This is a genomic window from Thermomonas aquatica, from assembly GCF_006337105.1.
Taxonomy (GTDB): Bacteria; Pseudomonadota; Gammaproteobacteria; order Xanthomonadales; family Xanthomonadaceae; genus Thermomonas; species Thermomonas aquatica.
In genome coordinates this window covers 88,916-112,013 of sequence record NZ_CP040871.1, presented here as the reverse complement: position 1 = coordinate 112,013, position 23,098 = coordinate 88,916, and the positions used below count along the sequence as shown (strand labels likewise).

Sequence of the window (23,098 nt, the reverse complement as noted above, 5' to 3'; positions counted from 1 at the left end):
GATCAGGCCCTGCCGCCGCCGTTCAACGGGTCGTGCTCGTGCGACAGCACTTCCGCCACGGTCTCCGCGTTGCGGCGCGCGCGCCGGCCGCGCTCGGCGTAGAACCCGTCGGGCTTGCGGTCCAGCAGGTCGTACACCACCGGGATCACCACCAGCGTCAGCAAGGTGGACACCAGCAGGCCGCCGATCACCGTGGTCGCCATCGGCGCGCGCACTTCCGCGCCCTCGCCGAACGCCAGCGCCAGCGGCAGGAAGCCGAACACCGCGCACAGCGTGGTCATCATGATCGGGCGCAGGCGCGAACGCGCGCCCTCGACCAGCGCCTCGCGCTTGGCCACGCCTTCCTCGCGCAGCTGGTTGACCTTGTCGATCAGGATGATCGCGTTCTTCACCACCAGCCCGACCAGCAGGATCAGGCCGATGAACACCACCACCGACACCGGCGCGCGGGTCAGCATCAATGCCGCCACCGCGCCGACCATCGCCAGCGGGATGGTGAACAGGATCACGAACGGATGCAGCAGCGATTCGAACTGCGAGGCCATCACCAGGTAGACCAGGAAGATCGCCAGGCCGAACGCGAACAGCAGCGAGCGGATCGATTCCGACAGTTCCTGGCCCTGGCCGCCGATGCGCATGTCGATGTCGGTGCCCAGCGGGTTCTGCGCGACCATGGCGTCGACCTCGCGGATCGCGTTGCCGAGGTCGATGCCGCGCAGGTTGGCGGAGATGATCGCGACGCGGTGCTGGTCGGCGCGATGGATCTCGCTGGGGCCGGTGGTCGACACCACCTCGGCCACCGAGGCCAGTTCCACCGGGGCGCCGCCGCCCGGGTTCACGATCAGGTGGCGGATGTCGTCGACCGAGGCGCGATCGCTTTCCTGCGCGCGCACCAGCACGTCGATCTTGCGGTCGCGGAAGCTGTAGCGGGTGGCGACCTCGCCCTTCACCTTCTTCACCACGGCGTCGGCGATCTGGCGCGTGGTCAGGCCCAGCGCCGCGGCGCGGTCCTGGTCGAACACGATCTGGATCTCCGGGAAGCCCTGCTCCACGGTCGACTTCACGTCGGCGTAGTGCGGATTGGCGCGCAGCATGCCGGCGAGTTTCGCGCCGGCAACGCGGATCTGCTCCAGGTCGGCGCCTTCCACCTCGATTTCCAGCGGCGGCGACAGGCTGAACAGTTCCGGCCGGCTGAAGTCCACCTGCGCCGACGGATAGGCCTGCATGGTCTTGCGCAGGGCTTCGGTCAGCGGCGCCTCGGCCTTGTTGTCGGCCATCACCACCGACAGCTTGCCGATGTTCTCGCCGCTCTCGGTCGGGCTGGCATCCAGCCGGGTGCCGGTGCCGGACACGCCGTACAGCACGCGCACGCCATCGTCCTTGGCATGCCTGGCCTGCACGTCGCGGATCAGCGCGTCGGTCTGCGCCAGCGGCGTGCCGGGCGGCAGCTTGGCGGTCATATCGAAGCGATCCTGCGCCAGCTGCGGGATCAGGTCGGTGCCGAGCAGCGGCAACGCGGCAAGCGTCAGCGCGAAGGCGATGCCGGCGACCAGCAGCACCGGCGTCGGCCGCCGCAACGCGGCCGGCAGGATGCGCAGGTAGCCGCGTTCGGCGCGCGCGTACGGCGCCATCGCCAGGTCGCTGGCCTTGCGCATCACCGGACCGACCACCGCCGAGAGGCCGCGCCACGCCCGCACGATCGCCCATGCGATGCCGAAGAACGCGTAGCGGAACAGGCCGCCGAGGCCGCGGCCGGCATACATCGCCGGCTTCTGCCATGTCTTCCGCGCTTCCCAGCGCGCATGCGCCGGCTCTTCCGGGAAGCCCAGCGGCGGGCGGCCCTTGAGCGCGCTCAGCATCGGGATCAGGGTCATCGCCACCACCAGCGACACGCCGATGGCGATCGCCACGGTCAGTGCCTGGTCGCGGAACAACTGGCCGGCGATGCCCTGCACGAACACCAGCGGCAGGAACACCGCGATCGTGGTCAGGGTGGACGCGACCACCGCCATGCTCACTTCGCGGGTGCCGGCGATCGCGGCCTCGAGGATGCCGAGCCCGCGCTCGCGCGCCTTGGCGATGCTTTCCAGCACCACGATCGAGTCGTCGACCACCAGGCCGGTCGCAAGCGCCAGGCCGCCCAGCGACATCACGTTGAGGCTCAGGCCCAATTGGCCCATGAAGAAGAACGTCGCGATGATCGACACCGGCAGCGACAGCGAGATCACGAACGTGCTCCAGCCGTCGCGCAGGAACAGGAAGATGATCAGGATCGACAGCAGGCCGCCGATCACCGCGTCCAGCTTGACGTCGCCGATGGCGTTGCGGATGAAGACCGACTGGTCCTCGATCACGGTCAGCTCGATGTCGCCGGGCAGCTGCTCGCGGATGCTCTTGAGCCGCGCTTCCAGCGCGTCCGCGGTGGCGACGGTATTGGCGTCGCCTTCCTTGTAGATCGCCAGCTCGACCGCCTCGCGGCCGTTGAGGCGGATGATCGCCTCGCGTTCCTTGTAGCCCTGGCGCACCTCGGCCACGTCCTTCAGGCGCAGCGGCAGGCTGCCCGAGGAGGCGTTGCCGCCCTGTTGCGACAGCGCCGCCATCACGCTGGCGTCGCCGCTGGCCGCGGCCAGGCGCATCGCCTGTTCCGAGCCGCCGCTGCTGGCCGACGCGGTGCGCGTGGTCAGCAGCATGTTGGCGATCTCGTCCACCGTCGCGAACTGGTTGACGGTGCGCACCAGGTAGCGCTGCGACCCCTCTTCCAGGCGGCCGCCGGAGACGTTGACGTTCTCCTGCTGCAGGCGGCTGATCACCGTATCCGGCGACAGCCCGAGCTGGGCGAGCTTGCGCTGGTCGATGTCGACCTGCACCTCGTCCTCGAGGCCGCCGCCGACCTTGACCGCGGCCACGCCATCGACCGGCTCCAGCTTGCGCTTGAGGTCGTCGTCGGCGAAGCGGCGCAGTTCCATCAGCTGGCGGATTTCCTCGGCATCGCCCGCACCGCCCTTGCCCGCATGCTTCGGCGACAAGGCCAGGCGCATGATCGGCTGGGTCGACGGATTGAAGCGCAGCAGCACCGGCGGCTTGGCATCCAGCGGGAACTGCAGCGACTCCATCTTGTCGCGCACGTCCAGGCTGGCCTGGTCCATGTCGGTGCCCCAGGCGAACTCGAGCACCACGTCGCTCTGCCCGGTGCGGCTGATCGACTTCAGCTTGCGCAGGCCCTTGACCACGCCCAGCGCTTCTTCCGCCGGCTGCGAGATCAGGGTCTCGATTTCCGAAGGCGCGGCGCCGGTGTAGTCGGTGCGCACGGTCAGCGTGGGGTAACTGAGGTCGGGCAGCAGGTTGACCTTGAGGCTGCCCAGCGCGATCAGGCCGAACAGCACCAGGGTCAGGGTCATCATCGCGATGGTGACGCGACGGCGGGTGGCGAACTCGACCAGGCTGAACCCGCCGGGCGATGCCAGCGGGTCGTGGCTATCGTTCGGACTCATTGCGCGGCTGCCTGCGCCGCGGCGGACGCCGGCGCGGCCTTGGCGCCGATCACCTGCACCGCGCTGCCCTCGCGCAACGCGGCCTTGCCCGCCACCACCACCGGATCGCCTTCCTTGAGGCCATCGCGCACCTCGACCCACTCGCCATCGACATAGCCCAGCTTCAGGGTGGTGCGCGCGGCCTTGTCGGCCCTGACCGTGTACACCGCCGGCGCATTGCCGTCTTCCAGCAGCGCCGTGCGCGGGATCACCAATGCGTTCGCGCGCTGGTCGTATTCGATGCGGATGCGGCCGAACATGCCCGGCTGCAGCAGGCCGCCGCCTTCGAACGCGCAGATCACCCGGAACGTGCCGCTGCCGGAATCCACCACCGGCGAGACGCGGTCGATGCGGCCGTCGAAGGTCTTGCCCGGCAGCGCGTCCACGCTCAGCTGCACGGCCTGCCCGGCCTTCAGCGTTTCGATCTCGCGTTCCGGCGCGTTGAGGGTGGCTTCCAGGCGCGAGGTATCGACGATGGTGAAGATCGGCGTGTTGATCTGCACCAGGTTGCCGAGCTTGATGTTGCGCGCGGCGATCACGCCCGAGATCGGCGCGGTCACGGTGCCGTAGGACAGTTCCAGACGCGCCATGCGCAGGCTGGCGCGGGCGTTCTCGAGGTCGTAGCGCAACTGGTCGACGTCGTTGACGCTGACCATCTTCTGCTCCACCAGTTGCGAGGCGCGGCGGTAGTTCGCTTCCAGCTTGCGCACCTGGGCATCGGCCTGGGCGACCTGCAAGGCGGCGCGGTCGCGGTCGATCTGCACCAGCGGCTGGCCGGCGCGGACCTGCTGGCCGACGTCGGCGAACACGCGCAGGGCGATGCCCGAGGTCTTGGCGACCACCTGCGATTCGCCGCGGGCTTCCAGCGGCGCGGTGCCCATGTAGCTGGCGGCGATCGAACGGCGACCGGCCTTGGCCACTTCCACCGGCACGGCTTCCGGGCCCTTGTCGGCCGCATCCTTGCCGTCCTTGCCCTTGTCGCCTTCGGGACCGCCCTTGCAGGCGGCAAGGGCAAGCGCCAGGGCCAGCAGGCTCAGGCGGGCGAGCGGGAGGAAGCGGCCGGAACGGGGGGCGGCGGCTTGGGTCGAGTCGTGCATGAAGGAAGCCTGTCTGGTGTTGTAGTCAAGTATGTCACCCACCCCCGCCCGGCCGTCATGCGCCGAAGGTCATGGGTGGACGTCCGTGCGGACAGTGCGCTAGGCGTGGGCCGCGGGCATTCTGTTTTGGCGGCGTAGGAAGCGGATGGATCCGTCGTTATACTGATGCGATTGCATGTCGCCCGTGCGTCATGCTTCTGCACTCTGGACTCCGGAAACTCCCTACCCATGAAGCGACTGTCGCCGATCGCCGCCAGCCTGGCCTTGATCCTCGCCGCCTCCGCCGCCGCGCAGGATGCCGCCGCTCCCGCCACTGATACCGCGGCCGCAACCCCGGTTGCAGCCGAACCGGCGGCGACGCCAGCCCCGGCCGCCCTCAAGGGCGACGCCGCCCGCGGCAAGAGCCTGACCTACACCTGCCGTGGCTGCCACGGCGTGACCGGCTACAAGAACGCCTATCCGAGCTACCACGTGCCGAAGCTCGGCGGGCAGTCGGAGACCTACCTCAACAACGCGTTGAAGGAATATCGCGAGGGCAAGCGCAAGCATCCGACGATGCAGGCGCAGGCGGAGAGCTTCTCCGAGCAGGACATCGCCGATATCGCCGCCTACCTGTCCAGCATCAAGTGAGCCGCGCCATGACCAAGACCTCCATGACCCTGCTCGCCGTCGCCTGCGCGCTGGCCCTGTCCGCCTGCGGCAAGCAGGAAGAACATCCGGCCGAAGGCGCCGGCCACGAAGCCGAAGCCGCGCACGCGTCCTCCTCCGCCGGTTTGCCGCATGGCGATGCCGCCGCCGGCAAGGCACTCGCCTCGACCAAGGGCGCCACCGGCCAGGCCTGCGTGGATTGCCACGGTGCCGAAGGCAATGCGCCGATCGATGCCAGCTACCCGAAGCTGGGCGGCCAGTACGCGGACTACATCGCGCACGCGCTGCAGGCCTACCGCTCCGGCACCCGCGGCGGCAGCCCGACCACCGACCTGATGGCCAGCCAGGCCAAGGAACTCAGCGACCAGCAGATCGCCGACCTTGCCGCCTACTTCGGCGGCACCAACAGCCAGCTGCGCGACATGCACGGCGCGAACTGATCCGATCGCAACGTTGTCACGAAAAAGGGGCCGCAAGGCCCCTTTTTCGTGCGCGCCACTCATGCGCAGCCGGCATGCTCCGAGGCACCGTCACTGCACCGGCTTCACGCTGCCGTTGTCTTCCTGCAAGCCCGGCTTGAACGGGATGTCCGGCGCCGGCCGCGCGCGCGCTGGCTGCTCGTTGACGTTGGGATTGACCGGGAAGCAGCCGCCGCCGAATTGCAGCAGCGACACCACGCATTCCAGCCTGGTGTCGGTGCCCGGGATCGGGATCGACACCTTCTTGATGCCGCGCCGCACCCATTCCTGCAGCAAGGTGCCCTGCGGAATCCAGTACTGGTCGAAACGGGTGCCGCGGTATTCCAGGCCCGGCCGCTTCAGCCACGAACCGGAACGATCCACGTCGATGCCGCTGAGCTGCGTCCATTCGTCGGACAGGCGCGGGCTGCCATCCGCGTTGAACACGCCGGATTTGCCGTCGCCCCGGCCGTTTTTCCCATTGCCATTGCCGGTACCGGCGACATTGCGCTTGGACGCGCCCCAGTCGTCGCTTTTCGCCGGGCTTGGCCAACCGCCCGGCGCGGCTGCGTTGGCAGGCCCCGCTCCCTTGCCGGTGGCGGCCACGCCACGGCCGCCCTGCTCGGCCGGTTTCGCGCCCGCGCCGGTGCCGGCCGCGGCCTGGCCGGCGGCCGGCGCACTTCCGCGTTCGCCGCCGGCGCCCGGCCTGTTCGCATTCGCCTGCGCCGCGGTGCCGCTGCCGGCCTGGGCGGAAGGGGTTGGCGCGCCGCCGGGCGGCATCGGGATATCGCGCACTTCGCCGCGCAATTCCGGCACGCGCAGTTGCGCGCTGCTGGCGGCCTGGCTGGGCGCGCTGCGCGCCTGCACCGTCGCCATCCGCTGCGGCGCGGGCACGTCGAGTTCCTGCGGCTGGTCGCGCAGTTCCGGCACCTTCACCTGAGCCTGCACCTCGCGCGGCTGCAGGCTGCGTTGCGGCTGCGCGCGCAAGCTGGCGATTTCTTCCACCTGTTGCCGCGGCTGCACTTCCCGCACCTGCAATTGCGGTTGCGGTGCGTCGCGCGGCTTCGGCGGCGGCAGCTGGAATGCCCGTGGTTCCGGCTCGCGCACTTCGCTGACGGCGAGCGGTTGCGCGGCTTCGGCGACCGCCAGCGGCGCCAGTTCGCGCACGCGCTGCGGCGCCTCGCTGCTGGCGGCGACCTGCGGCGGGCTCGGCACCGACATGGTCTCGATCGGCGCATCCGGCCGGCCGCTGGCGGGCGCAGGCGTGGCTGCGCGCGTGGCCGGCGCCGCCGCGGCGGGCGCGGATTCCGCCCCCGCATTGGCCAAGGCGCCGCCGCCCTCGGCGATGTTGCCGCGACCGATGAATTCCACCTGCACCGCCTCTTCCTCCGGCGGCGCCCGCGCCAGCGCCATGAAGCGCAGGTACATCAGCCACAGCAGCAGCCCGACCAGGATGACGTGCAGCACGATGTCGGCCGCGCCGACGCCGATCCGCAAGCCGCGTTCGTCGCGCAGGTTCGGCGTCCAGTTCTGCTGCAGCAGGTGGCCGATGGATTGCCAGCGATTGAGCGGCGCAGGCGCGCGCGGGATGCTGCGCAGCGGCCGTTGCGCGAAGGCCGCAACCCACGAGGGCGCCGGCGCGCCCGCGGCATGCGCATCGACCACCGGCATCGCGTCGAACCAGCGTTGCCAGCCCGGCGGCAGCTGCCCGGGGGCCTCGGGGCGGTTGCTGAAACGCGTGCGCCGCTGGTCGAGCGCGGCGATGAAGTCGGCGGCGGACGTCACGCGCGCCTAAGCCGTTCAGGCCGCGTCGCGCGGGACGTAGGGCGCATCGCCGGTGGCGTGGTCGGTCGCGTCGCGCACCGCGGTCACGCCCGGCACCTTCTCCATCAGCGTCTTCTCGATGCCCTGCTTGAGGGTCACGTCGGCCATCCCGCAACCGTGGCAGCCGCCGCCGAAGCGCAGCACCACCACGCCATCCGCGGTGACCTCCTGCAGCGACACATGGCCCTTGTGCTGGGCCAGCTGCGGATTGATCTCCTGCTCGATGGTCCAGCGCACGCGCTCGACCAGCGACGCCGCATCGCCCGGCGCCACGCCCTTGATCTTCGGTGCGCGGATCTGCAACTGGCCGCCGGTCGCCTTGCTTTCGTAGTCGATGGTCGCGCCGTCCAGGAACGGCACGCTGGCGGCATCCAGCCACAGGGTGAAGCCCTCGCAGTCGACCGCCCATTCGTCGCCGGACAATTCGCTGTCCTCGGCGAACTCCAGGCGCACGTCCGCGCGCGGCGTGCCGGCATCGCGCGCGGCCAGGCGCACGCCGAGGCCGGGGATGGCCTCGCGCTCGATCAGTTTGCGGAAATGCGTTTGTGCGGCTTCGGATATCTGGATCATGCGGCTATTCTAGCCATGCCGCCGCGCTACGCGCCGCCGCATCCCCCCGACCCGGCGCAGACGATGGCCGCGGTTCATGCGCCCACGCAGGAGAATGCCGATGGCCGACCTCATCCCGCTTGCCCAGGCCCGTTGCACGCCGCGTCGCGGCAGCGAACACCGGCTCACCGATGCCAGCATCCGCGAATGGCTGCCGCAGGTGCCGGAGTGGGCGCTGGTCGAGAACGGGCACGCCCTGAGCAGGACGTTCGCCTTCAAGGATTACTACCGGACCATGTCCTTCGTGAATGCCTTGGCGCATGTCGCCAATGCCGAAGACCACCACCCGGACCTGTCCGTGCACTACGACCGCTGCGTGGTGCGTTTTTCCACCCACGACGTCGGCGGACTCAGCGAGAACGACTTCATCTGCGCCGCCAAGGCGGACGCGCTCTACGCCTGAGGCGGCGATGCGGCCGCGCGCGGCGGCTCAGCCCGGCTGCAGGCGATAGGCCTGCCGTACCTGCTCGAAGGCCGCGCTGTCGAACGATGGCTTGCGCCGCAGGATCGCCAGCGAATCGCAACTGCCCAGCCAGTCGGTGAAGGCGAGCACCGGGTGGTAGGGCGTCCGGTTCCAGAAATCGTGGAACAGTAGGACGGCATGCGGGCGGCAGCGGGCCAGCGCTTCCAGCGCGCAGGCCACCCGGAAGCGGCCGTCGACCAGCACCAGGTCGGTGTCGAGGGCGGCCGGATCGTCCCAGACCGATTGGTAGTAGCGCGGCCATGCCGCCTGCATCGAACCGTCGCGCGGGAAGCCGAATTCGCCGACCGCACCGATGTCCACGCAATGCAGCCGCAGGCGACCGGCCTGTTCTGCGGCGGCGATCTCCGCTTCGATGCGCAGGCGCTCGATCCAGCCCGGGTCGCTTTCCACCGACCAGATCCGCCGCAGCGACGGGCTGCGCACCGCCAGCAGGGTGCTGCCGCCGCAGCCGAATTCGACCAGGCTGGCCGCCTTGGAGAAACATTCGCGCAGCACGGCGGCTTCGCCATCGGTCATCGCCGCCTGCAGCGGTGCGGGCTCAGCCATGCAGGCGATCGAGCACGTCGACCAGGTCGGAAGCCAGCGGCGCATTGAGCAGGTACGGCGTCTTGCCGCCGTCCAGCGCGAATTCCAGGGTGGACGCATGCAGGAACAAGCGCTTCAGCCCGGCCTGTTCGCGCAGGCGCCGGTTCGCGGCTTCGTCGCCGTACTTGTCGTCGCCGGCGATCGGGTGGCCGATGTGCCGGGCATGCACGCGGATCTGGTGGGTGCGGCCGGTCTCGATCCGGACCTCGCAATAGCTCTGGCCGCCGCGCCGTTCCAGCACCCTGAAATGGCTCATCGAGGGCTTGCCCCTGGGATTCACCTGCACATGCCGTTCGCCGCCCTGGCGCAGGCCGACATGCAGCGGCGCATCGACGCTCATCACCCCGTCCGGCATGCGTCCGCCGAGCAGGGCCAGGTAGCGCTTGTCGATGCCGGCGCCGTGGTCCTCGCGCAGCAGCGCCTGCAGTTCACTCAGTGCCGAGCGCTTCTTGGCCACGATCAACAGCCCCGAGGTATCGCGGTCGAGCCGGTGGACCAGCTCCAGCGTCTCCCTCGGCCGCAGCGCGCGCAGGGTCTCGATCGCGCCGAAGGAAATGCCGCTGCCGCCATGGCTGGCCACCCCGGACGGCTTGTTCAGCGCCAGCAGGCGGGCGTCCTCGAACACGATCGCCGCGTCCAGCGCGTCCATGAAGCCCTGCGGCGGGCTGCCCTTCTCGGCGGGATCCGGCAGCCGGAAGGGCGGGATCCGCACCTGGTCCCCCGCTTCCAGCCGGCGTTCCGCCTTGACCCGGCCGCCATTCACCCGCACCTGGCCGGATCTCAGCAGCTTGTAGACCAGGCTGCGCGGCGCGCCCTTCAGGTAGCCCAGCAGGAAATTGTCGATGCGCTGGCCATCGCGGTCCTCCATCACCCGCACGGTGCGGGCGCCGTGGGTGGGGGTTTCCGGAGGGGTCGGATCGGTCATGCGGCTTGCTCCTGGGACGGGCCGGCCCAAGCCGGGACCTGCTCCTGTAATGCCTGATCTGTTACACTCGGGGGGCGAGATAAGGGTTTGATTTCGCAGGAAGAACACCACGGTCCGAGAAGACCGCACCGGCCGAAAGCCGGCCTTCCCCGCGATCCCCGCCGCAGTGTCGTTGCCACCGCCCTCGGGGCGGCCATGTTAACGGCTGCGCGGCAGACCCCACCATCGCCGGATGCATGGGCATCCGTGACGGAACCGAACAACGCCCCGCGCGACGCGCCTGTTTCCTCTGGAACCCGGCGGCTGTCGCCGGCCCTGCAACATGAACTTAGGAACAAGCGCTCCCGCGGTCCGCCGTGGTGTCGTAGCGCTGGAACACTTGGAGCGACTCGGCGCACACCCGTGCAGCCGAGGCGCTTGCGGTATCCAGGGACGAAACGCCAACGGCGTTTCCGCGTGCAGCAGCGCGCGAGGAACGCACAATGAAGCGAATGCTCATCAATGCCACGCAGGCGGAAGAACTGCGCGTGGCGATCGTCGAAGGCCAGACCCTGTACGACGTCGACATCGAACAGCCGTCGAAGGACAACAAGAAATCCAACATCTACAAGGGCCGCATCACCCGGCTCGAACCCTCGCTTGAAGCCGCTTTCGTCGAATACGGCGCGGAACGCCACGGCTTCCTGCCGCTCAAGGAAATCTCCCGCGACTACTTCCAGGCCGGGGTCGATCCGAACAAGGCCGGGCTGAAGGAACTCCTGCGCGAAGGCCAGGAAGTCGTGGTCCAGGTCGACAAGGAAGAGCGCGGCAACAAGGGCGCCGCCCTGACCACCTTCATCTCGCTGGCCGGCCGCTACATGGTGCTGATGCCGAACTCGCCCAGCGCCGGCGGCGTCTCCCGCCGGATCGAGGGCGACGACCGCGCCGAGCTGAAGAAGGCGATGGACGCGCTCAACATCCCCGACGACATGGGCGTGATCATCCGCACCGCCGGCGTCGGCCGCGACGCCGAAGAGCTGCAGTGGGACCTGGACTACCTGCTGTCGATCTGGCGCGCGATCGCCGAAGCCGCGCTGACCAAGCCGGCGCCGTTCCTGATCTACCAGGAGTCGCGCCTGATCGTGCGCGCCCTGCGCGACTACATGCGCTCGGACATCGGCGAGATCCTGGTCGACACCCCGGAGATGTACGCCGAGGCGCTGGACTTCGTCGAACAGGTGATGCCGCACAACAAGCGCAAGCTCAAGCACTACACCGACGACACCCCGCTGTTCAACCGCTTCCAGATCGAATCGCAGATCGAGGGCGCCTACGAGCGCACCGTGCGCCTGCCCTCCGGCGGCGCGCTGGTGATCGACCAGACCGAGGCGCTGACCGCGATCGACGTCAACTCGGCGCGCGCCACCAAGGGCGGCGACATCGAGGAGACCGCGTTCAACACCAACCTGGAGGCCGCGGAGGAAGTGGCGCGCCAGCTGCGCCTGCGCGACCTGGGCGGCCTGGTGGTGATCGACTTCATCGACATGTCGAGCAACAAGCACCAGCGCGACGTCGAGAACAAGCTGCAGAACGCGCTGAAGTACGACCGCGCGCGCGTCCAGCTGGGCCGCATCAGCCGCTTCGGCCTGATGGAGATGAGCCGCCAGCGCCTGCGCCCGTCGCTGGGCGAGGCCAGCCAGATCGTCTGCCCGACCTGCGAGGGCCACGGCCGGATGCGCAGCATCGAGTCGCTGTCGCTGTCGATCATCCGCGTCGCCGAAGAGCACGCGATGAAGGACAACACCGGCCAGGTGCTGGTGCAGGCGCCGGTGGAGATCGCCAACTACCTGCTCAACGAGAAGCGCAACGCGCTGCGCGAGATCGAGCAGCGCCACGATGCGCCGATCGTGATCGTCGCCGACGAGCAGCTGCACACCCCGCACTACGAAGTCACCCGCATCCGCGAGAACGAACTGGGCGAGGAAACCGCGCGCCCCAGCTACCAGCGCGGCACCCCGCGCAAGCTGGCGACGATCGCCTTGACCAAGGCCCAGCTCAACATCCCGCCGGCACCGATGGTGACCAACGTGAAGCCGGCCCAGCCCGCCCCGTTGCGCGAGCCCAAGCCGATGCCGGTGGAAGCGGAGCCGCGTCCGGTCGCGGCGGCGGTACCGGTCGTCGTGGCCCCGGCCAGCAGCGGTTTCATCGGCTGGCTGAAGTCGATGTTCAACGGCGCGCCCGCCCCGGAGCCGCAGCCGGTGAAGGCCGAGGCACAAGGCGGCCGCCGCGAGGAGCGTGGCAACCGCCGCGATCGCGATGGCCGCGGCAACCGCGACAACCGGCGCGACGACAACCGCCGCAATGCGCAGAACGACAATCGCGGCGGCAACAAGCCGCAGGGCGACGCGCCGAAACAGCAGCAGGCGCAAAAGCAGAACCAGCAGAAGCCGCAGCAACAACAGCAGCCGAAGCAGGACAAGCCGCAGAAGCAACAGCAGCAGAACCAGCAGAAGCCGCTGCAACAACAGCAGCCGAAGCAGGACAAGCCGCAGGCACCGAAGCCGGCGCCGGCCGAAACCGCAGCGGCTTCGATCGCCGCTGTCGTCGCCGAGGACGCCACGGCCAAGGTCGCGGCACCGCTCGAGCAGGCGGTCGACGCTGCCGCGATCGCGATCCCGGCGCAGGCCGTCGCCGCCGAAAACGCCAGCGAGTCCGGCGATGATGCCGCGGGCGAAGGCGGCTCGAAGCGCCGTCGCGGACGTCGCGGCGGTCGCCGCCGTCGGCGTGGCGCGGGCGAAGCCGCCGGTGCCGCCGACGAGGCGATGCTGGATCAGGACGGCCCGCTGGACGAAGCCCTGGCCGCGGATGGCTCGCAGCCGGAATTCGATTTCGACGATATCGAAGCGCCAACGCCGGTTGCCGTCGAACGCGCGCCGGCGCCGGTCGCCGAAGTCGCACGCGTGGTCGCGGCCGCGCAGCCGGAGGTGATCGCCCCCGCACCGGCCGCGATCGAAGCGCCCGTCGTCGAGGCCATCGCGACGCCGGCCGAAGCCGCGCCCGCGGCAACGCCCGCCGTAGCGAGCGCACCCGAAACCGCCGTCGTGACCGAGGCAGCGGCACCCGCGGTGATCGAACGCGTTGCCGAAACCGTCGCGCCGGCGGAAGTGCCGGTCGAACCGGCAGCCGCGATCGCCCAGGCCGATGCCGCCGAAGAGGTCGTCGCTGCCGAGGAGGTCGCCGCCACGGCGGAGGTTGCGCAGGCAGCGACCGCGGTCGAGGCCGAAACCGTCTCGCCTTCGCCCTCGCCCGCGGACGAAGCCCTCAGCCGCGCCGAGCAACTGCGCGGGCTGTTCGATACCGCCCGCAACGATGCCGGCACCCCCCCGGCGCCTACGCAGGACGATGCCGCGGCCGTCGAGGCGAACCGCAACGCCTGAGCGGAACGCCCGAGCCGCCGACCGCGCCCGCCGTCAATGCACGGCGTGCGCGGGATCGACCAGGCCGTACTGGCTGACCAGCCGCGCCAGCGCGATGTTGTCGCGGATCGCCAGTTTCTCGAACAGGCGCGATTTGTGGGTATTGACGGTCTTCGCGCTCAGGCTCAGCCGCTTGGCGATCGCTTCCTGGCGCAGGCCCTGGTTGAGCAGCAACGCCACTTCCAGCTCGCGCGGGGTCAGCGCATCGAACGGCGATGCCTGTTCGCCCTTCATGCCCGACAGCGCCATGCCCTGCGCGATCGCATTGGCCAGGTATTTCTTGCCGCGCGACACATCGCGCACCGCGCGCAGCAGTTCGATCGCATCGCAGGCCTTGCCGACATAGCCCGAGGCGCCCGCTTCCAGCAACCGGCGCGGCATCGGGCCGTCCTCGAGCACGGATACCGCGATCACCTTCGAGCCGTAGTCGCCGCGCACCACCCGTTCGGTGACCTCCAGCCCGCTGATGCCGGGCAGGTGCAGGTCGCACAGCACCACGTCGGGCTTGAGCTTGCGGATCTGCGGCAGGGCTTCCTCGCCGCTTTCGGCCTCGCCCACGACCTCGATGTCGACTTCGCGGCCCAGGATCAGCCTGAACCCGGTGCGCACCAGCGCATGGTCGTCGACGATGAATACCTTGATGCTCATGGCAGCCCCCCCCTGCTCGATGGACGCCACGCTACGCCTGCGGCACAGGCCCGCCAAGCCGGTGATGCCCGCATCGCCGGGTAGGGAAAATCCTACGCGGGGAGGAGGATGGCGGAAGCGGTGAGATTCGAACTCACGGATGGTTTGACCCATCGCCGGTTTTCAAGACCGGTGCCTTAAACCGCTCGGCCACGCTTCCGTGGCCTTCATTCTCGCATGTCGCCGCGCTACGGCACATCGGCGCGACTGCCGACAAGGACGACGCGGGCGCCCCGCGCGGCAAGCGCAGGGATGCCCGGATCGATCCCGCCGCTCACGCCTTCTTCGCTTTCTTGCCCTGCCCTTCGCAACCGCCTTTCTCGCTGCAATCCAGGCGCGCGGCTTCCATCAGCGGCGGCAGCTTCTCGGCCAGGAAGTCGATCAACACCCGCACCGCAGGCAGCAGACCGCGGCGGGACGCGAACACCGCGTGCGCGATGCCCTGCGGCAATCGCCATTCCGGCAGCACCACTTCCAGGTCGCCGCGGCGCACCGCATCGGCGCACACGGTTTCCGGCAACAGGGTGATGCCGATGCCGCCCTCGGCCATCGCCTGCATCATCGGGAAATCGAAGCCGGTGACGCGCGGCTGCAGCTCGATCCGGCGCACCTCGCCGTCCGGGCCGTGCAGTTCCCAGCGCTGGCGCGCATCGTCCTCGCTGATGCTCAAGGTGACGTGCTCGGCGAGCTCCTCCGGGCTCTTCGGCCGCCCGGCGCGGTCCAGGTACTTCGGGCTGGCCACCAGCAATTCCTGGACCTGGCCGAAGCTGCGCATGACCAGGCTGCCGTCGTCGTCCAGCTTGGCGCGCACGCGCAGCGCCACGTCCACGCCTTCGTTGATCACGTCGACGCGGCGGTTGCTGACGATCAGCTGCAGGCGCACCTTCGGGTACAGCGCCATGAACTCGGGCAGCAGTTTCGGGAACTGCTGCTGCGCCATCGACACCGGCACGCTGATCCGCACCGTGCCGCGCGGTTCGGCGCTCAGGCGATCCACCGCTTCGCGCGCCGCCTGCGCCTCGGCCAGCATCGACTGCGCATGGCGATGCACGCTGGTGCCGACGTCGGTGACCGCGAAGCGCCGGGTCGAGCGCTGCAGCAGGCGCACCCCGAGCTCGCTTTCCAGCGCGCTGATGCGCCGGCTCAACCGCGACTTGGGGATGCCCAGCGCGCGTTCGGCGGCGGCGAATCCGCCGTGGTCGACCACGGCGGCGAAGTAGTACAGGTCGTTGAGATCCTGCATGACGATAATTCCGTATATGGAACGTATCGTGATATTTAACCTAGTTTATCCCGAATATGCAACGGAGCAGGATGCGCCCCAACGCGGCAACCGCCGCGACCGACCAACGGGGCCTTCCATGAAACTCCTGCATCTCGATTCCAGCATCCTCGGCACCCATTCCGCCAGCCGCGAACTGGGCGCGGCGGTCGTCGCCCGTTGGCAGCGCGATGTGCGCGGCCTTGAGGTCGTCCACCGCGACCTTGCGGCGAATCCGCTGCCGCACCTGAGCGGCGCCTCGCTGGCGCAGGCCGATGCCGACGAAACCGCCACCGCCGCCGCGGTGATGGACGAATTCCTGGCCGCCGACGTGATCGTGGTCGGCGCGCCGATGTACAACTTCGGCATCCCCAGCCAGCTCAAGGCCTGGATCGACCGGGTGGCGGTGGCCGGCAAGACCTTCCGCTACACCGCCGAAGGCCCGCAGGGCCTGGCCGGCGGCAAGAAGGTGATCGTCGCCGCGACCTACGGCGGCATGCACCCGGCGGACAGCGGCCGCAATTTCGTCGAACCGTACCTGCGCCAGGTGTTCGGCTTCCTCGGCATCGACGATGTCGAATTCGTCAGCGCCGAAGGACTCTCGGTGTCGCCGGAACAACGCAGCCGCGCGATCCTGGCCGCACGCGCGCAGATCGACGCGGAATTGCCGCTGGCGGCCTGAAACCAGGCTTCGCGTTCCGCGCCCTCCCCTGCCCCGGAACGCAACGGGCCCGCAATGCGGGCCCGTTTTTTGTCCGCGGAGCCGGAAGCGATCAGGCGATGCGTTCGAGGCCGCCCATGTACGGGCGCAGCGCGTCCGGCACGTCGATGCTGCCATCGGCGTTCTGGTAGTTCTCCATGACCGCGATCAGCGCGCGGCCGACGGCGACGCCGGAACCATTGAGCGTGTGCACCAGCTCCGGCTTGCCGGTGGCCGGGTTGCGCCAGCGCGTCTGCATGCGCCGCGCCTGGAAATCGCCGCAGTTGGAGCAGGAGCTGATCTCGCGATAGGTGTCCTGCGAGGGCAGCCAGACCTCGAGGTCGTAGGTCTTGGTGGCGCCAAAGCCCATGTCGCCGGTGCACAGCAGCACCTTGCGATACGGCAGGCCGAGTTTCTCCAGCACCGCTTCCGCGCAACGGGTCATGCGTTCGTGTTCGGCATCGGATTCGTCCGGCTTCGCGACGCTCACCAACTCCACTTTCTCGAACTGGTGCTGGCGGATCATGCCGCGCACGTCGCGGCCGCCGCTGCCGGCCTCGGAACGGAAGCACATCGAATGCGCGGTCATGCGCAGCGGCAGGCTCTCCGCATCGACGATCCCATCGCGGACGATATTGGTCAGCGGCACTTCCGAGGTCGGGATCAGGTAGCGCTTGTGCTCGCCGAGCTGGGTGGAGAACAGGTCTTCCTCGAACTTCGGCAACTGCCCGGTGCCGCGCATCGAATCGGCATTGACGATCACCGGCACGTTGGTTTCCTCGTAGCCGTGTTCGCCGGTATGCAGGTCCAGCATGAACTGCGCCAGCGCGCGATGCAGGCGCGCGAGTTGCCCGCGCAACACGGTGAAGCGCGAACCGCTGAGCTTGGCCGCGGTCTCGCCGTCCAGCCAGCCGTTACGGGCGCCGAGTTCGACGTGGTCCTTGACCGCGAAATCGAAGCTGCGCGGCGTGCCCCATTTTTTCTGCTCGGCGTTCTGGCTCTCGTCGCTGCCGAGCGGTACCGAAGCATCCGGAAGATTGGGAATGCCCAGCGCGATCGCCTCGATCTCGCCGCGGATCTCGTCGAGGCGGATTTCCGAAGCCTTCAGCTCCTCGCCGAACCCGGCCACTTCCGCCATCACCGCGGACACGTCCTCGCCCCTGGCCTTGAGCATGCCGATCTGCTTGCTGCGGGTGTTGCGCAGGTTCTGCAGTTCCTGGGTGCGGACCTGCAATTGCTTGCGTTGCGCTTCCAGCGATTCGAGGTGGCCGACATCGAGTTCGAAGCCGCGGCTGGCGCGCAGGCGTTCGGCGAGGTCGGCGGGATTGGCGCGCAGCAGGGCGGGATCGAGCATGGGGACGGGACATCATGAGTGAATGCACATTATCGCCGATGCGCCGGCCGGCTGCCCCGCCGCTTGCCAAAACCCTCACATCGGCATGCCAGAATGCCGGCATGTCCGAGCCAACACCTGTACGCCGCCCGCTGTTGCCGCCGCACCTGGTGAAGCCGCTGGCGATCGCCTTCGGCATCGGCCTGCTGCTGTTTTTCCTGCTGTGGCTGGACCAGCGCAGCGACAGCGATTTCTTCAAGGCGGGCAGCCCGAGCTCGGGGGCCACGGCCGATGGCGAAACACTCCCCGCGCCGGTCCCGGCCGACGTGGCCAGCGAGGACGGCAATGCCAGCGGCCTGAACATGCCGCGTGAAGGCATGCGACCCGCCGCACCGGCGGGTGAGCAACCCAGGATCATCGAACCGCCCGCACCACCGCCGCCTCCGCCCGCGCCCGTTGCGCCGACGGCCGTGGCCGATAGCGACGCGGTTCCGCTCAGCCGTCCGCCGCCGCGTTATCCGCAGGAAGCCCTGCGCCGCAACATCGGCGGCACCGTGCAGGTCAGGGCCAGCATCGCGACCGATGGCAGCGTCGAACGCATGGAGGTGGCCGAATCCAGCGGCAACCGCTTCCTCGACCGCGCGGCGATGGAGGCGGTGCGGCGCTGGACCTTCAAGCCGGCGATGCGCAACGGACGGGCCACGAGTTCGGACGTCGTCGTGCCGATCGCATTCAACCCGCAGAACTGATCAGCCCGCGTCCAGCTGCATGCCCGCGACGCGGGCCAACCCGTCGAAGCCCGGGAACGAGGTCGCCACGTTGGCGACATCGCCGATCCGCACTTCGCCATCCGCCAACTGCGCCGCCACCGCGAACGCCATCGCGATGCGATGGTCGCCATGCGATTCGACCGCACCGCCATGCAGCGCGCCGCCGTGGATGGTCGCGCCATCCGGGGTTTCATCGACGACGATGCCGAGCGCGCGCAGCCCGGTCGCCATCGTCGCGATGCGGTCGGACTCCTTGACCCGCAATTCCGCCGCGCCGCGCACCACGGTCGCGCCGCTGGCGCAGGCCGCGGCCACGAACAGCGCCGGGAATTCGTCGATCATGTCCGGCACGTGCGCGACCGGCACCTCGATGCCGCTCAGCGGCGCATGCCGCACGCGCAGGTCGGCCACCGGCTCGCCGCCCTGTTCGCCGGCGTTTTCCTCGACGATCTCCGCCCCCATCAGGCGCAGCACGTGCAGCAGTCCCGTGCGGCGCGGGTTCATCCCGACCCGGCGCAGCAACAGTTCCGAACCCGGCACCAGGCTGGCGGCGACGATGAAGAACGCGGCCGAGGAAAAGTCGGCCGGCACGCTGACATCGGTCGCGCGCAACGCCTGCCCACCGCGCAGGCGCGCGAGGCCGGGCGAAAATGCGATCTCCACGCCGAACGCGGACAGCATGCGTTCGGTGTAATCGCGGGTCGGGTGCGGTTCGCGGACCACCGTCTCGCCCTGCGCGTACAGCCCGGCCAGCAGCACGGCCGACTTGATCTGCGCACTGGCCACCGGCAAGGCGTAGTCGATGCCGTGCAATGCGCGCCCGCCATGGACCTGCAGCGGTGCGGCGCCGTCGTTCGAATCGATCCGCGCGCCCATCGAGGACAACGGCTCGATCACCCGTCGCATCGGCCGTTTGCTCAGGGACTCGTCGCCAACCAGCGTGCTGTCGAAGCGCTGCCCGGCCAGCAGCCCGGTCAACAGGCGCATCGCGGTGCCGGCATTGCCGCAGTCCAGCGCTTCACCGGTCGGCTGCAGGCCGTGCAGGCCGACGCCATGCACGATGCGCACGCCGTCGCTGGGCGCTTCGATGCGCACGCCCAGCTGGCGGAAGATCGCGGCGGTGGCGCGGGTGTCCTCGCCTTCGAGGAAGCCGTCGATGCGGGTGCTGCCTTCTGCGATGGCGCCGAACATGATCGCGCGATGCGACACCGACTTGTCGCCCGGCACCAGCAACTCGCCGCGCAGCGGGCCGCCACGTGCGGCGATCCAGTCCTGGCGGACGCTCATGCCCGAACCTCGTCCAAGGCTTCGAGCAGGCGCCGGTTCTCGGCCTCGGTGCCGACGGTGATGCGCAGGCATTCGCCGAGGCCATAGCCGCCCATCGGCCGCAGCACCACGCCGCGCGAGACCAGCCGCGATTCGATGCGCCCGGCATCGTCGCCGAATTCGACCAGCAGGAAGTTCGTCTGCGAGGGCGACACTTTCAGGCCACGCGCAAGCAGCGCTTGGGCCAGCGCTGCGCGCTGCGCTGCGTTGCCCGCAACCGACGCTTGCAGGTGCTCCGCATCCGCCAATGCCGCTTCAGCAGCGGCAAGACCCAGCGCATTGACGTTGAAGCTCTCGCGCACGCGCTCCATCACCGCGATCAGCTGCGGGTGCGCCACCGCGTAACCCACGCGCAGGCCGGCCAGCGCATACGCCTTGCTGAAGGTGCGGGTCACCACCAGGTTGGGATGGCGCGCGACCAGCGGCAGCGCCGAGGCGAAATCCACGGCATCGACGAATTCGGCATAGGCCTCGTCGACCACCACGATCACGTGCTCCGGCACCCGTGCCAGGAAATCGGCGAACAGCTCGGCGCCGAACCAGGTGCCGGTGGGGTTGTTCGGATTGGCGAGGTAGACCAGCTTGGTGCGCGGGCCGATCGCCTCCAGCACCGCCGCCAGGTCGTGGCCGCGCGGCATCGCCGCATCGCGCGACAGCGCCGGTGCCAGCCGCAGTTCCGCGCCCGCGGCCTGCGCCGCCAGCGCATACACCGCGAATCCGAATTTCGACGCGACGACGTCCTCGCCGGGGCCGGCGAACACCTGCGCGAACTGCATCAGCAATTCGTGCGAGCCGTTGCCGAGCAGCAGGTTGGCGCTGTCGATGCCGTGGTGCTTCGCCAGCGCGCGCTTGAGGTCGCCGCCGAGCGGATCCGGGTAGATGTGGATGCCGGCCAGCGCATCGACGATCGCCTGCTTCGCCTGCGGGCTGGCACCGTACGGATTCTCGTTGGAACCGAGTTCGACCAGTTGCGCCTCGACATAGCGGCGACGCAGCGCGACCAGGTCGTGGCCGGGATCGTAAGCGCGCAGGCCGCGGACGCCGGGACGCGCGAGGGTCTCGAAATCGACCATGTCAGAGGATCGCGACGGGATAGGAACCCAGCACGCGCACTTCATCGCCCTTTTCGGCGATCTCGTCCAGCGCGTCCTTCAGCGGCGATTCCTGGCAATGGCCGGCGACGTCGATGAAGAACGCGTACTGCCAGAGGTGGCCGTGCGCGGGCCGCGATTCGATCCGGTTCATGCTGATGCCGCGCCGCGCCAGCGGTTCCAGCACGCCGTACAGCGCGCCCGGTCGGTCGCGGATGAACACCAGCAGCGAGGTACGGTCGTGGCCCGAGGACGGGAACGATTCGCGGCCCAGCACCAGGAAGCGGGTGGTGTTGTCGCTGCGGTCTTCGATGGGACCCGCGATGCGCTTGAGGCCATACACCAGCCCGGCGGATTCGCCGGCGATGGCCGCGGCATCGTCCGCGTTGCGCGCGCGGCGCGCGCCCTCGGCATTGCTCGACACCGGGATCTTCTCCGCCTTCGGCAAATTCGTGCGCAACCAGCCGGCGGTCTGCGCCAGCGCCTGCGGATGCGCGTACACGCGCTCGATGTCCTCGATCCGGCCGCTGCGCGACAGCAAATGCTGGTGCACGCGCAGTTCGACTTCGCCGCAGATTTTCAGCGGCGAGGTGAGGAACAGGTCGAGGGTGACCTGGATCGTGCCCTGCCCCGAGTTCTCCACCGGCACCACGCCGAAATCGGCATGGCCGGCGGCGACTTCCTGGAACACTTCCTCGATGCTGGCCATCGGCAGGCCGTGCGCGGAATGGCCGAAATGCTTGTGCACCGCCTGTTGCGAGAACGTGCCTTCCGGGCCGAGGTAACCGATCTTCAGCGGCTCCTGCTGGGCCAGGCAGGCCGACATCACCTCGCGGAACACGCGCACCAGCACTTCGTCGGAGAGCGGGCCGTCGTTGCGGTCGACCACCCGGCGCAGCACCTGCGCCTCGCGTTCCGGGCGGTAGTAATCCACCGCGGCGGCGAGCTTGCCCTTGGCCTTGCCGACCTGGTGCGCCCAGTTGGCGCGCTCGGCGATCAGTTCCTGGATGCGACGGTCGATGCCGTCGATCTGCGCGCGGACTTCGGCCAGGTCGGGCTTGGCATCGGCCTCCTTGGCTTTCTTGACGGGTTTCTTAGCCATTTCTCGCCTGGAAATCCTTCATGAAATCGGCCAATGCCTGCACGCCCGCTTCCGGCATCGCGTTGTAGATCGAGGCGCGCATGCCGCCCAGCGCGCGGTGGCCCTTGAGCGAGATCAGGCCGGCTGCGGCGGCTTCCTTGAGGAAGGGCTTGTCCAGCGCCTCGTCGAACAGGAAGAACGGCACGTTCATGCGCGAGCGCACGGCGGCCTCGACTTCGTTGCGGTAGAAACCGCCCGATTTGTCGATCACGTCGTACAGCACCGCCGCCTTGCGCGCGTTGCGCGCGGCGAACTCGGCCACGCCGCCTTCGTCCAGCATCCACTTCACGGTCAGGCCGAGCATGTACCAGTTCCAGCTCGGCGGGGTGTTGAGCATGGACTCCGCCTTGAGCTGGCTGCGGTAGTCGAAGATGTCCGCGCGCGGCTGGCCGGCCCGTTCCAGCAGCTCGCGATCGACGATCAGCACGCTGATGCCGACCGGACCGAGGTTCTTCTGCGCGCCGGCGTAGATCGCGCCGAACTTGCGGATGTCCAGCGGCTCGGAGGCGATCGAGGAGCTGAAGTCGCCGACCAGCGGCACCTTGCCGGTCTCGGGGATGTCGCGGAACTCGACGCCGTGGATGGTTTCGTTGGCGGTGATGTGCACGTAGGCGGCATCCGGGGAGAGATGCCATTCGCCGCGCGCCGGGATCGAGCGGTAGCCGCCGGCCTCGCCGTTCGCGGCCACGTTCGCCGCCACGTACGGTTTGGCCTGCTTCAGCGCGGTCTTGCCCCAGTGGCCGGTGACCACGTAATCGGCGGCCTGCCCGGCCTCGGCGAAGTTCAGCGGCAGCAGCGCCTGGATGGTGGTGGCGCCGCCGGAGGTAAAGATCACCGCATAGTCGTCCGGGATCGACAGCAGCTTGCGCAGGTCGGCTTCGGTCTGCTGCGCCACCGCGATGAATTCCGGCCCGCGATGGCTGAGCTCGACGATGGAGGCCCCGGCATTGCCGAACTCCAGCATTTCCGCCTGCGCCTGGCGCAGCACGGGTTCCGGCAGGGTGGCAGGGCCGGCACTGAAGTTGAAGGCGCGCGACATCGGGAAGCTCCGGGTGGTAGGGGGAACCGCAGTATGCCGCAGTGCAGCACCGGCCGCGCAACAGGTTTCAGCGGCAACCGCTTGCGGCCGCCGGGCAACAACCGGCGGACGCCCTGCACCATCGCCACGCAACTT

19 protein-coding genes, 1 tRNA gene and 1 pseudogene are annotated in these 23,098 nt (G+C 69.2%); 6 read left to right on the top strand and 15 right to left on the bottom strand.

Annotated elements, in window-relative coordinates:
• Positions 1–2: 2 nt before the first annotated feature.
• The 3 genes and pseudogenes from FHQ07_RS14690 to FHQ07_RS00540 all read right to left on the bottom strand — a co-directional run bounded on the left by FHQ07_RS14690 (position 3) and on the right by FHQ07_RS00540 (position 4,627).
• A complete protein-coding gene (locus tag FHQ07_RS14690; RefSeq protein WP_425476975.1) occupies positions 3–1,631 on the bottom strand; it encodes an efflux RND transporter permease subunit in 1,629 nt (542 codons plus the stop codon).
• Between the two features lie 176 nt (positions 1,632–1,807).
• Positions 1,808–3,491: pseudogene (locus tag FHQ07_RS14685) on the bottom strand (efflux RND transporter permease subunit); the annotation flags it as partial.
• The gene (locus FHQ07_RS00540; RefSeq protein WP_139714801.1) at positions 3,488–4,627 is read right to left on the bottom strand and encodes an efflux RND transporter periplasmic adaptor subunit; all 1,140 of its coding nucleotides are present in this window, start codon (positions 4,625–4,627) and stop codon (positions 3,488–3,490) included. The gene FHQ07_RS00540 and the pseudogene FHQ07_RS14685, both read right to left, overlap by 4 nt.
• A gap of 228 nt (positions 4,628–4,855) precedes the next feature.
• On the opposite strand from FHQ07_RS00540, the gene FHQ07_RS00535 reads away from it, so the two are divergent.
• On the top strand, positions 4,856–5,257 hold the full coding sequence (locus FHQ07_RS00535; RefSeq protein ID WP_139714800.1) for a c-type cytochrome: 402 nt from the start codon (positions 4,856–4,858) through the stop codon (positions 5,255–5,257).
• Complete coding sequence (locus tag FHQ07_RS00530) at positions 5,254–5,715, top strand: c-type cytochrome (RefSeq protein ID WP_425476927.1); 462 nt, start codon at positions 5,254–5,256, stop codon at positions 5,713–5,715. Before FHQ07_RS00535 ends, FHQ07_RS00530 begins: the two co-directional genes overlap by 4 nt.
• 90 nt (positions 5,716–5,805) lie before the next feature.
• On the opposite strand, the gene FHQ07_RS00525 is transcribed toward FHQ07_RS00530, so the two are convergent.
• Together FHQ07_RS00525 and FHQ07_RS00520 are read right to left on the bottom strand one after the other, a co-directional pair.
• Complete coding sequence (locus tag FHQ07_RS00525) at positions 5,806–7,518, bottom strand: hypothetical protein (RefSeq protein WP_139714798.1); 1,713 nt, start codon at positions 7,516–7,518, stop codon at positions 5,806–5,808.
• Between the two features lie 15 nt (positions 7,519–7,533).
• Positions 7,534–8,127, bottom strand: a complete 594-nt coding sequence (locus tag FHQ07_RS00520; protein ID WP_139714797.1) for an NfuA family Fe-S biogenesis protein — start codon at positions 8,125–8,127, stop codon at positions 7,534–7,536.
• Between the two features lie 100 nt (positions 8,128–8,227).
• Between FHQ07_RS00520 and FHQ07_RS00515 the strand changes: the two genes are divergently transcribed.
• The gene (locus FHQ07_RS00515) at positions 8,228–8,569 is read left to right on the top strand and encodes a 4a-hydroxytetrahydrobiopterin dehydratase (protein WP_139714796.1); all 342 of its coding nucleotides are present in this window, start codon (positions 8,228–8,230) and stop codon (positions 8,567–8,569) included.
• A 27-nt stretch (positions 8,570–8,596) separates the two neighbouring features.
• Here FHQ07_RS00515 and FHQ07_RS00510 read toward each other — a convergent pair whose 3' ends face one another.
• Complete coding sequence (locus FHQ07_RS00510) at positions 8,597–9,196, bottom strand: class I SAM-dependent methyltransferase (RefSeq protein ID WP_139714795.1); 600 nt, start codon at positions 9,194–9,196, stop codon at positions 8,597–8,599.
• The gene (locus FHQ07_RS00505; protein WP_139714794.1) at positions 9,189–10,160 is read right to left on the bottom strand and encodes an RluA family pseudouridine synthase; all 972 of its coding nucleotides are present in this window, start codon (positions 10,158–10,160) and stop codon (positions 9,189–9,191) included. The genes FHQ07_RS00510 and FHQ07_RS00505 overlap by 8 nt, the downstream gene beginning before the upstream one ends.
• A 482-nt stretch (positions 10,161–10,642) precedes the next feature.
• Between FHQ07_RS00505 and FHQ07_RS00500 the strand changes: the two genes are divergently transcribed.
• Positions 10,643–13,576, top strand: coding sequence for an Rne/Rng family ribonuclease (locus FHQ07_RS00500; protein WP_139714793.1), 2,934 nt, complete (start codon positions 10,643–10,645; stop codon positions 13,574–13,576).
• A gap of 33 nt (positions 13,577–13,609) precedes the next feature.
• On the opposite strand, the gene FHQ07_RS00495 is transcribed toward FHQ07_RS00500, so the two are convergent.
• The 3 genes from FHQ07_RS00495 to FHQ07_RS00485 all read right to left on the bottom strand — a co-directional run bounded on the left by FHQ07_RS00495 (position 13,610) and on the right by FHQ07_RS00485 (position 15,545).
• A complete protein-coding gene (locus FHQ07_RS00495; RefSeq protein ID WP_139714792.1) occupies positions 13,610–14,263 on the bottom strand; it encodes a response regulator in 654 nt (217 codons plus the stop codon).
• Between the two features lie 109 nt (positions 14,264–14,372).
• A tRNA-Ser gene (locus tag FHQ07_RS00490) sits at positions 14,373–14,462 on the bottom strand.
• Between the two features lie 114 nt (positions 14,463–14,576).
• A complete protein-coding gene (locus FHQ07_RS00485; RefSeq protein ID WP_139714791.1) occupies positions 14,577–15,545 on the bottom strand; it encodes a LysR family transcriptional regulator in 969 nt (322 codons plus the stop codon).
• Positions 15,546–15,663: 118 nt separating this feature from the next.
• Between FHQ07_RS00485 and FHQ07_RS00480 the strand changes: the two genes are divergently transcribed.
• Positions 15,664–16,245: an FMN-dependent NADH-azoreductase gene (locus FHQ07_RS00480; protein ID WP_139714790.1), complete on the top strand. Its 582-nt coding sequence runs from the start codon at positions 15,664–15,666 to the stop codon at positions 16,243–16,245.
• Positions 16,246–16,336: 91 nt separating this feature from the next.
• Here FHQ07_RS00480 and serS read toward each other — a convergent pair whose 3' ends face one another.
• On the bottom strand, positions 16,337–17,617 hold the full coding sequence (gene serS / locus FHQ07_RS00475; RefSeq protein WP_139714789.1) for a serine--tRNA ligase: 1,281 nt from the start codon (positions 17,615–17,617) through the stop codon (positions 16,337–16,339).
• 38 nt (positions 17,618–17,655) lie between these two features.
• On the opposite strand from serS, the gene FHQ07_RS00470 reads away from it, so the two are divergent.
• Positions 17,656–18,345, top strand: coding sequence for an energy transducer TonB (locus FHQ07_RS00470; RefSeq protein ID WP_240703516.1), 690 nt, complete (start codon positions 17,656–17,658; stop codon positions 18,343–18,345).
• On the opposite strand, the gene aroA is transcribed toward FHQ07_RS00470, so the two are convergent.
• From aroA to serC, 4 genes are read right to left on the bottom strand one after another with little or no spacing between them, the layout of a single operon-like run.
• A complete protein-coding gene (aroA, locus tag FHQ07_RS00465; RefSeq protein WP_139714788.1) occupies positions 18,346–19,653 on the bottom strand; it encodes a 3-phosphoshikimate 1-carboxyvinyltransferase in 1,308 nt (435 codons plus the stop codon).
• Positions 19,650–20,765 (bottom strand): histidinol-phosphate transaminase, encoded by a 1,116-nt coding sequence (gene hisC, locus FHQ07_RS00460; protein WP_139714787.1) that lies wholly within the window; start codon positions 20,763–20,765, stop codon positions 19,650–19,652. Before hisC ends, aroA begins: the two co-directional genes overlap by 4 nt.
• A 1-nt stretch (position 20,766) precedes the next feature.
• On the bottom strand, positions 20,767–21,885 hold the full coding sequence (gene pheA, locus FHQ07_RS00455) for a prephenate dehydratase (protein WP_139714786.1): 1,119 nt from the start codon (positions 21,883–21,885) through the stop codon (positions 20,767–20,769).
• Positions 21,878–22,963, bottom strand: a complete 1,086-nt coding sequence (serC, locus tag FHQ07_RS00450) for a 3-phosphoserine/phosphohydroxythreonine transaminase (RefSeq protein WP_139714785.1) — start codon at positions 22,961–22,963, stop codon at positions 21,878–21,880. Before serC ends, pheA begins: the two co-directional genes overlap by 8 nt.
• Between the last annotated feature and the right edge of the window lie 135 nt (positions 22,964–23,098).

Bases quoted from the DNA above. Each gene is read 5' to 3' on its own strand.
- FHQ07_RS14690 (WP_425476975.1), bottom strand. From the start codon at position 1,631: ATGGCGCCGTACGCGCGCGCCGAACGCGGCTACCTGCGCATCCTGCCG.
- FHQ07_RS00540 (WP_139714801.1), bottom strand. From the start codon at position 4,627: ATGCACGACTCGACCCAAGCCGCCGCCCCCCGTTCCGGCCGCTTCCTC.
- FHQ07_RS00535 (WP_139714800.1), top strand. From the start codon at position 4,856: ATGAAGCGACTGTCGCCGATCGCCGCCAGCCTGGCCTTGATCCTCGCC.
- FHQ07_RS00520 (WP_139714797.1), bottom strand. From the start codon at position 8,127: ATGATCCAGATATCCGAAGCCGCACAAACGCATTTCCGCAAACTGATC.
- FHQ07_RS00515 (WP_139714796.1), top strand. From the start codon at position 8,228: ATGGCCGACCTCATCCCGCTTGCCCAGGCCCGTTGCACGCCGCGTCGC.
- FHQ07_RS00510 (WP_139714795.1), bottom strand. From the start codon at position 9,196: ATGGCTGAGCCCGCACCGCTGCAGGCGGCGATGACCGATGGCGAAGCC.
- FHQ07_RS00505 (WP_139714794.1), bottom strand. From the start codon at position 10,160: ATGACCGATCCGACCCCTCCGGAAACCCCCACCCACGGCGCCCGCACC.
- FHQ07_RS00500 (WP_139714793.1), top strand. From the start codon at position 10,643: ATGAAGCGAATGCTCATCAATGCCACGCAGGCGGAAGAACTGCGCGTG.
- FHQ07_RS00495 (WP_139714792.1), bottom strand. From the start codon at position 14,263: ATGAGCATCAAGGTATTCATCGTCGACGACCATGCGCTGGTGCGCACC.
- FHQ07_RS00485 (WP_139714791.1), bottom strand. From the start codon at position 15,545: ATGCAGGATCTCAACGACCTGTACTACTTCGCCGCCGTGGTCGACCAC.
- FHQ07_RS00480 (WP_139714790.1), top strand. From the start codon at position 15,664: ATGAAACTCCTGCATCTCGATTCCAGCATCCTCGGCACCCATTCCGCC.
- serS (WP_139714789.1), bottom strand. From the start codon at position 17,617: ATGCTCGATCCCGCCCTGCTGCGCGCCAATCCCGCCGACCTCGCCGAA.
- FHQ07_RS00470 (WP_240703516.1), top strand. From the start codon at position 17,656: ATGCGCCGGCCGGCTGCCCCGCCGCTTGCCAAAACCCTCACATCGGCA.
- aroA (WP_139714788.1), bottom strand. From the start codon at position 19,653: ATGAGCGTCCGCCAGGACTGGATCGCCGCACGTGGCGGCCCGCTGCGC.
- hisC (WP_139714787.1), bottom strand. From the start codon at position 20,765: ATGGTCGATTTCGAGACCCTCGCGCGTCCCGGCGTCCGCGGCCTGCGC.
- pheA (WP_139714786.1), bottom strand. From the start codon at position 21,885: ATGGCTAAGAAACCCGTCAAGAAAGCCAAGGAGGCCGATGCCAAGCCC.
- serC (WP_139714785.1), bottom strand. From the start codon at position 22,963: ATGTCGCGCGCCTTCAACTTCAGTGCCGGCCCTGCCACCCTGCCGGAA.